Consider the following 6,386-nt stretch of genomic DNA (forward strand, 5'->3'; position numbering starts at 1 on the left):
GTGGTCCGTCTACGCGTCGAGTGCGCGCTCGATATCGGCCAGGAGATCGGTGGTGTCCTCGATGCCACAAGCGATTCGGACAAAACCCGCACTGACCGGATCGCCCCAGCGCGCTCGGCGATCCGCCGTCGTGTGGATCCCGCCGAAGCTGGTGGCAGCCGTGACGAGAGCACTCGCTTCGACGAACGAGTGGAACGCCTGAGCCGAATCCAACTCGATGCTCACCAATCCGCCGAATCGATTCATCTGACCGGATGCCGTTGCGAAGGACGGGTCACCGCGAAGACCGGGGTAACGAACGGACCGGACTGCTTTGTGACCTACCAACATCTCAGCCAGTGCAAGCGCGTTGTCGCACTGACGCCCGAATCGCAGTCCTGCCGTGCCGAGACTCCGGTGCGCGAGCCACGTCTCGAAGGGTCCGAGCACCGTTCCCGAGAGAAGTCGCTCGCGCTCGATTCGCTGACCTACCGCCGCATCGGAGGTAGCGACGTAACCCATCAGGAGGTCACTGTGCCCGCTGAGGGCCTTGGTGCCGCTGGCCACCACGATGTCGGCACCCAATTCGAGCGGGCGCTGACCCAGCGGTGTTGCAGTCGTGTTGTCGACGATCAGGAGCGCGCCCGAACGGTGGCACACGTCGGCGAGCACGCGAAGGTCGACCACGTCCAGCACCGGGTTGGACGGCGTCTCGGCGACGACGACCACGCGGCCCGGCGACGCCTCGATCAGATCCGCGAAGCTCGCGTCACCCATCTGCAGGGTCGAGACCTCACGAACGGAGATCCCCAACGGCACCAACCGTTCGTTCGCGTACAACCGCACCTGGTAGTACCCGTCCGACGGCACGACGACCGTGTCCCCGGCGACGAGCACGCTACGCAAGGTCGCGGTGATCGCGGACATTCCCGAACCCATGACGAGTGCGTGGTCCGCTCCCTCGAGCGCCGCGAGCGCAGATTCGAGTCCGCGCCAACCCGGGTTCGATGCCCGAGCGTAGGTATCGGATTCGGAACCTTCGTCGGCCGAAAGTTGGTACGGCGCAGCGAATATCGGGCCGAGCTGCATCGGCTGACCTGCCGCGGGTTCCCGCGCTACCGCGCTGACGCTGCGCGTCGAATCCCCGTAACCCTCGAAGTGACTCACACCGATTTCGCTCACTCCGGCTTGGTCCGGCGTCCGAGCAACTGACCGATTGCATCGCTGACGGCCATACCTTCGTGGCACACCCGATGGACGGCGTCGGTCAACGGCATCTCGACGTCGTATCCGGCAGCGAGTGCACGCACCGACGTGCACGACTTCACGCCCTCGGCGACCTGCCCGTTTGTCGCCTTCTGCGCCGACTCCATCGACCCGCCCCGTCCGAGTCGCTCGCCGAACGTCCGGTTTCGCGACAGCTCGGAGGTGCAGGTCGCGACCAGGTCACCGACTCCCGCAAGACCGGCAAGTGTCGATGCCTTGGCACCGAGCGCAACGCCGAGACGAATCGTCTCGGCGAGCCCACGGGTGATGATGCTGGCAACCGTGTTGTCACCGAACCCACTACCGGCGGCCATGCCGCAGGCCAGTGCAATCACGTTCTTGCACGCACCACCGATCTCACAACCGATGACGTCGGAATTGGTGTACGGCCTGAAATAGCCGGTAGCGCAAGCATCCTGGAGAGCGAGGGCACGCGAGGAATCCGAGCAGGCGATCACCGTCGCCGCGGGCTGCCCGCTGGCGATCTCGTGTGCAAGATTCGGACCCGAGAGCACTGCAACGCGCCCGGGTTCCACGCCGGTCACCGACACGATGACCTGGCTCATGCGCATGAGCGTCCCGGTCTCGATCCCCTTGGCCAGACTCAGCAGAGTTGCATCGGGTCCGATCGAGCCCTTCCACTGCTCCAGGTTTCCCCGTAGCGATTGCGAGGGAACCGCCAGCACGATGAAGTCCGCGCCTGCCATCGCCTCCTCGTGGTGGTGGGTCGCGCGAATCGACGAAGGCAAAGCAATGCCTGGCAGATAGTCGCTGTTCTCGTGCGTGGTGTCGATGCGCTTCGCGACCTCTTCACGCCTCGCCCACATCGTCACGTCGGTTCCGGCCTCGGCCATCACCTTCGCCAACGCCGTTCCCCACGAACCTGCGCCCAGTACAGCTGCCTTACTCACACGCTCACCCCGTCTACCCGGCGAAGCGGGTCGCCGCCAGAAAAATCGTCTGCACAGAGTATCGCCTGTAGCTCGCTGCGGTGGGCAGCCGCGGACACCAAGCGCGATGACTGGCAAGATCGAGGAATGGACAGCGCGGACCCCCCGTACCCACACGTCGTGGAGACGCCGCATGCGCACGCGGAGATCGAACGCCCCATGCATGCGATAGTTGCCGTCAAGTCCTTGAGATCGGCCAAGTCTCGCCTCGCGGACGAACTCGACTCGGACGCGCGGGCGGACCTCGTGTTGGCGATGCTCCACGACACTCTGTCCACCGTTGCTTCCGTCTCGGCAATCGACGGTGTCACCGTGGTCACCCCCGACCCGACCGTCGCCGCTCTCGCATACTCCGTCGGCGTCACCGTCTACGCCGATCCAACTCCCGACGGCGCGCGAACCGACGGCGTCACACCGCGCACGGAGGAAACCCTCAACGCCGCGTTGAGCGCGGCGGCCGCCGATATCCGGGCCAAGCGCGGAGTGGTCGACCTCGTTGTGCTGCAAGCCGACTTGCCCGCTATGCAACCGAGTGAGTTGTCGGAGGCTGTGGTCGCGGCCCGAAGCGGCGGGCGTTCCGTCGTCGTCGATCACCACGGCACCGGCACCTCGGCACTCTTTGCGTGTGGCGAGAGCTCACTCGACCCTCTATTCGGTCCGGAATCCGCACGCGGACATATTAATTCAGGCGCACAGCGACTGACCGGCCAGTGGCCGGGACTGCGGACCGACGTCGACACCCATGCCGACCTCGACACTGTGCGAGCACTCGGAGTAGGCCCAGCCACACTGGCTTCGTTGACCAGACTCAAGGCCGCGCCGTCGAACAGTCGATGAATTTTCTTTCATCGATTGTCGGACCGCGCGATTGTGGGGGATGATCGACGAGTGAGCAATGGCGAAGCACTCGAAAACCGTATTTCCGAAGACCAGTCGGACGGAGACCACAGCTCCGACCGACACGAGAACGGCGTGGCCGCCTCTACTCGATCTCAGGCCGTCGCGACTGCCACCAACATCCCGGGCGCTCCCCCTGCAGCTACCAAGGCAGAGCTACCCGAACTGCTCGTCGGACTTCCCGAGGATCGCTACCTCAACCGCGAACTCAGCTGGCTCGATTTCAATGCGCGCGTTCTCGCATTGGCCGCCGACGAGTCACTGCCGTTGCTCGAACGCGCAAAGTTCCTGGCAATCTTCGCTTCCAATCTCGACGAATTCTTCATGGTCCGGGTCGCCGGACTCAAGCGCCGCGACGAGACGGGCCTGTCGGTCAGGTCTGCCGACGGACTCTCCCCACGCGAACAATTGGCGCTCATCGCCCGACGCACCCAGGAGCTCGCCGACAAGCACGCACACGTGTTTCTCGACTCGGTCCGCCCCGCGCTGGCGGCAGAAGGCATTTCGATCGTTCGGTGGGCCGATCTCAGCGCCGACGATCACGGCCGACTCTCGGCGCATTTCCACGAGCAGGTCTTCCCGGTACTGACGCCGTTGGCGGTCGATCACGCTCACCCGTTCCCCTACATCAGCGGACTGAGCCTCAATCTCGCCGTCACCGTGAAGGACTCCGTCACCCGCGGCGAACACTTCGCTCGCGTCAAGGTCCCCGACAACGTCGGCCGGTTCGTGCGAGTCAAGAGCACGACGTCTTCGTCCACCATCGATTCGTTCCTTCCAATGGAAGAACTGATTTCGGCTCATCTGGACGTTCTGTTCCCCGGAATGGAAATCGTCGAACATCACGCTTTCCGAATCACACGCAACGCCGATTTCGAGGTCGAAGAGGATCGCGACGAGGATCTGTTGCAGGCACTCGAACGTGAATTGGCGCGTCGCCGTTTCGGTTCGCCCGTCCGACTCGAAGTCGCGGACGACATGACCGAGCACATGCTCGAACTGCTTCTGCGTGAACTCGACGTCGACCCGGCCGACGTGATCGAGGTGTCCGGCCTCCTCGACTTGTCCTGCCTCTGGCAGGTTTACGCCGTCGACCGGCCGGCACTCAAGGACGCTCCGTTCGTCCCGGCGACGCATCCGGCGTTCGGCGAGCGTGAGACGCCGAAGAGTGTGTTCTCGACCCTGCGCGACGGCGACGTGCTCGTCCACCATCCTTACGACTCGTTCTCCACCAGCGTTCAGCGCTTCATCGAACAAGCCGCCGCCGACCCGCAGGTGCTCGCGATCAAGCAGACCCTGTACCGCACTTCCGGCGACTCCCCCATCGTCAACGCACTGATCGACGCCGCCGAGGCCGGCAAGCAAGTTGTTGCCCTCGTGGAGATCAAGGCGCGCTTCGACGAGCAGGCCAACATCAAGTGGGCACGCAAACTCGAGCAGGCCGGCGTTCACGTCGTCTACGGTCTCGTCGGTCTCAAGACTCACTGCAAGACGTGCCTCGTCGTCAGGCGTGAGGGGTCGACCATTCGCCGTTACTGCCACATCGGCACCGGCAACTACAACCCGAAGACCGCGCGCATGTACGAGGACGTCGGATTGCTCACCGCAGCACCGGAGATCGGCGCGGACCTCACCGACCTCTTCAACTCGCTGACCGGATACTCCCGTAAGACGAGTTACCGCAACCTTCTCGTTGCGCCGTACGGGGTTCGCCGCGGGATCATCGAGCGGATCGACAACGAGATCGCTCACAAGCTCGCGGGCCGCGATGCCGGTATCCGATTGAAAGCCAACGCATTGGTGGACGAGCAGGTCATCGACGCGTTGTACCGCGCTTCCAAGGCCGGTATCCCCGTCGAGATCGTGGTCCGCGGAATATGCGCGCTCAAGCCGGGGGTTCCGGGCCTCAGCGAAAACATCGAAGTACGTTCCATTCTCGGCCGGTTCCTCGAACACTCGCGAATGTTCCATTTCCGCTCTGCCGACGAATTCTGGATCGGCAGCGCAGACATGATGCACCGCAACCTCGATCGCCGCGTCGAGGTCATGGTGCAGGTCAAGGATCCGAAACTGTCGAAGCAACTCGGTGACATCTTCGATTCCGCGCTCGATCCCCGAACTCGCTGCTGGGTACTGCATCCGGACGGCAGTTGGGTAGCTGCCCCCGAACGCGGCGAGGACGTACGCGAGCATCAGCAGTCGTTGATGCGCAGCCGCACCTCCAGCGGGTCTTGACGGGCTCGGATCACACAATGAGCGACAAGCCGGTCAAAGCCAACATCTTTGCCGCAGGCGCGGTTCTGTGGCGGAAGGCTCCTGAGGATCCTTCCGCCATCGAGATCGCCGTCGTACATCGACCGAAGTACGACGACTGGTCATTCCCCAAAGGGAAACTCGACCCCGGCGAGACCTTCCTGACCGCGGCGGTTCGCGAGGTGCGCGAAGAGACCTCGATCACGGGACGTTTCGGCAGGCACCTCGGTGGCGTGACATACCCGATCCCGGGGCATCGCAAACTCAAGCGGGTCGAATACTGGTCGGCAGAAGCAGTCGACGGAGATTTCGGACCGAATAACGAAGTGGATGTTCTTTATTGGCTTCCGGTCGCCGAGGTCGCCGATCATCTTTCGTACCCGATGGATCGAATGATTCTTCGCCGCTTCGTTTCCATTCGGCCGGACACCAAAACGGTATTACTCGTCCGCCACGCAAAAGCCGGAAGCCGGAAGCGATACAAGGGCGACGACAATCTGCGTCCACTCGACGCCAAGGGCAAAGAGCAATCGGCCGCGTTGGTCGAGCAGCTGAAAATCTTCGGCGCCGATTCCGTTTTCGCGGCCGACCGTACTCGCTGCATCGACACGGTGATGCCGTTGGCGGAGGCATTGGGTGTCGAGATTTCTACGGAACCTCTTCTGACCGAAGAAGGTTATGCGGCCGATCCCGATGCCGCTCGGGCCCGTGCGTTGCAGATCGCCGCGCTGGAGGGCACACCCGTGATCTGCAGCCAAGGAGGCGTCATTCCCGATCTGATGCGCTGGTGGGCCGATACGGCTGGCGTAACACTGCCCTCTGCACGCAACCGTAAGGCGAGCACCTGGGTGCTCTCGTTCCTCGACGGCCGTCTTGTCGCGGCCGATCACCTCGACAGCCCGCTCCCCAAAGTCGCCAACTCCTGAGGGATTTGGGCAATCGGAGCGTGGGACCGATTCGGTAGTTTTGCAAAGCATTGAAACACAGGAGAATTCAGACTTCTACGAGACAGCAAAAAGAGGTGCAGCCGCGGATTGAATC

At 63.3% G+C, this 6,386-nt stretch carries 5 protein-coding genes; 3 read left to right on the forward strand and 2 right to left on the reverse strand.

Going from position 1 to position 6,386, the window contains the following annotated elements; all coding sequences use genetic code 11:
• Positions 1-9: 9 nt before the first annotated feature.
• Positions 10-1,161, reverse strand: a complete 1,152-nt coding sequence (locus tag ACFQ6Y_RS09260; RefSeq protein WP_378631299.1) for a cystathionine gamma-lyase — start codon at positions 1,159-1,161, stop codon at positions 10-12.
• On the reverse strand, positions 1,158-2,156 hold the full coding sequence (locus tag ACFQ6Y_RS09265; protein WP_019747941.1) for an NAD(P)H-dependent glycerol-3-phosphate dehydrogenase: 999 nt from the start codon (positions 2,154-2,156) through the stop codon (positions 1,158-1,160). The genes ACFQ6Y_RS09260 and ACFQ6Y_RS09265 overlap by 4 nt, the downstream gene beginning before the upstream one ends.
• A gap of 126 nt (positions 2,157-2,282) precedes the next feature.
• Between ACFQ6Y_RS09265 and cofC the strand changes: the two genes are divergently transcribed.
• The 3 genes from cofC to ACFQ6Y_RS09280 all read left to right on the forward strand — a co-directional run bounded on the left by cofC (position 2,283) and on the right by ACFQ6Y_RS09280 (position 6,271).
• Complete coding sequence (gene cofC / locus ACFQ6Y_RS09270; RefSeq protein WP_378631302.1) at positions 2,283-3,032, forward strand: 2-phospho-L-lactate guanylyltransferase; 750 nt, start codon at positions 2,283-2,285, stop codon at positions 3,030-3,032.
• Between the two features lie 135 nt (positions 3,033-3,167).
• Positions 3,168-5,327, forward strand: a complete 2,160-nt coding sequence (locus tag ACFQ6Y_RS09275; protein ID WP_378449575.1) for an RNA degradosome polyphosphate kinase — start codon at positions 3,168-3,170, stop codon at positions 5,325-5,327.
• Between the two features lie 17 nt (positions 5,328-5,344).
• Entirely contained in the window at positions 5,345-6,271 is a 927-nt protein-coding gene (locus ACFQ6Y_RS09280) for a bifunctional NUDIX hydrolase/histidine phosphatase family protein (RefSeq protein WP_378449571.1), read from the forward strand.
• Positions 6,272-6,386: the final 115 nt, after the last annotated feature.

Origin of the sequence: Rhodococcus sp. NPDC056516 (assembly GCF_042794655.1) — a bacterium.
GTDB lineage: Bacteria > Actinomycetota > Actinomycetes > Mycobacteriales > Mycobacteriaceae > Rhodococcus_F.